The organism is Streptomyces inusitatus, from assembly GCF_014651115.1.
Taxonomy (GTDB): Bacteria; Actinomycetota; Actinomycetes; order Streptomycetales; family Streptomycetaceae; genus Streptomyces; species Streptomyces amakusaensis.
This window is the reverse complement of the sequence record NZ_BMWG01000072.1, coordinates 1-1,837: the sequence shown is the minus strand read 5'-3', so window position 1 is coordinate 1,837 and position 1,837 is coordinate 1. Positions and strand designations below refer to the sequence as shown.

Below are 1,837 nucleotides of genomic sequence, written 5' to 3'. Positions count from 1 at the left end.
GGAGAGCCGGCGTGAGCTTGAGGATTGTTGTCTGTGTGAAGTATGTGCCCGATGCGGCGGGGGAGCGGCGTTTCGCGGGGGATCTGACGGTGGACCGTGAGGGTGTGGACGGTTTGTTGTCGGAGCTGGACGAGTACGCGGTGGAGCAGGCGTTGCGGATCGCCGAGGCGTCGGAGGACGGGGCGGAGGTGACGGTGGTGACGATGGGTCCGGAGGATGCGCGGGAGGCGGTCGCGAAGGGGCTGCGGATGGGTGCGGACCGGGGGGTGCATGTCGAGGACGGTGCTTTGCACGGTTCGGATGTGATGGGGACGTCGCTGGTGCTGGCGCGTGCGGTGGAGAAGGCCGGTTTCGATCTCGTGGTGTGCGGGATGGCGTCGACGGACGGTGGTACGGGTGTGCTGCCGGCGTTGTTGGCGGAGCGGTTGGGGGTGGCGCAGGTGTCGCTGCTGTCGGAGGTGTCGGTGGCGGGTGGTGTGGTGCGGGGGCGCCGGGACGGTGACAGTGCTTCGGAGGTTCTGGAGGCTGTGCTGCCGGCGGTGGTGTCGGTGACGGACCAGTCGGGTGAGGCGCGGTATCCGTCGTTCAAGGGGATCATGGCGGCGAAGAAGAAGCCGGTGGTGTCGTGGGATCTGGATGATCTTGGGGTGGATGCCGGTGAGGTGGGGTCGGCGGGTGCGTGGACGGTGGTGGACTCGGCGGTGGAGCGTGCGGCGCGGGGTGCGGGCACGGTGGTGAAGGACGAGGGTGAGGGCGGCCGTCAGGCGGGTGCCTTCCTCGCGGAGCGGAAGTTCGTCTGAGCACCTCCTCGCTGTTGTGCGGGTGTGTGTGGTGTTCGGTTCTGTTGTCGGTGTCGGTGTTCGTTTCTGGTGCAGGAGATTGACGTTTCATGGCTGATGTTCTCGTCCTGGTCGATCATGTGGGTGGTGCGGTGCGCAAGCCCGTGCTGGAGGTTTTGACGCTGGCGCGGCGGCTGGGTGATCCGGTGGCGGTGGTGCTGGGTGCGGGTGCGGGTGGTGCCGCGGGTGTGCTGGGTGAGCACGGTGCGGTGCGGGTGCTGGTGTGTGAGGCTCCGGAGGTGGAGGAGTCTTTGGTGGTGGGGCGGGTGGATGCTCTGGAGGCGGCTTTCGGGTTGCTGGTGGATCCGGTGGCGGTGCTGGTGCCGTCGTCGGGTGAGGGTCGTGAGGTGGCGGCGCGGCTGGCGGTGCGGGTGGGGTCGGGTCTGCTGGCGGACGCGGTGGATGTGGCGGACGGGGGGAAGGAGGGGGTGGTGGTGACGCAGTCGGTGTTCGCGGCGGGGTTCACCACGGTGTCGCGGGTGACGCGGGGGGTGCCGGTGATCACGGTGAAGCCGAACTCGGCCCCGGTGGAGCCGGCTGCGGCTGCGGGTGCGGTTCAGGTGCTGGAGGTGGTGTTCTCGGGTCGTCCGGCGGCGCGGGTGGTGTCGCGGACGGCGCGTGAGGCGTCGGGGCGGCCGGAGCTGACGGAGGCGGCGGTCGTGGTGTCGGGTGGGCGGGGTCTGGGGGGTGCGGAGAACTTCGCGCTGGTCGAGGCTCTCGCGGACTCGCTGGGCGGGGCGGTGGGGGCGTCGCGTGCGGCGGTCGACGCGGGCTGGTATCCGCATTCCCACCAGGTCGGGCAGACGGGCAAGAGCGTCTCGCCCCAGCTGTACATCGCGGCGGGCATCTCGGGCGCGATCCAGCACCGGGCGGGTATGCAGACCTCGAAGACGATCGTCGCGGTCAACAAGGACCCCGAGGCCCCCATCTTCGACCTCGCCGACTACGGCGTCGTCGGAGACCTCTTCACCGTCCTGCCCCAACTCACCGAAGACATC

The 1,837-nt window shown here is 69.6% G+C and carries 2 protein-coding genes; both read left to right on the top strand.

All coding sequences use genetic code 11. The features are described 5' to 3' along the window. Positions 1–11: 11 nt before the first annotated feature. Positions 12–800 carry an electron transfer flavoprotein subunit beta/FixA family protein gene (locus IE247_RS33855; protein WP_190127209.1) on the top strand — a complete coding sequence of 263 codons (789 nt, stop codon included), beginning with the start codon at positions 12–14 and terminating at the stop codon, positions 798–800. Positions 801–889: 89 nt separating this feature from the next. Next, the coding region (locus tag IE247_RS33850; protein WP_190127208.1) for an electron transfer flavoprotein subunit alpha/FixB family protein at positions 890–1,837 on the top strand (948 nt) is incomplete at its 3' end.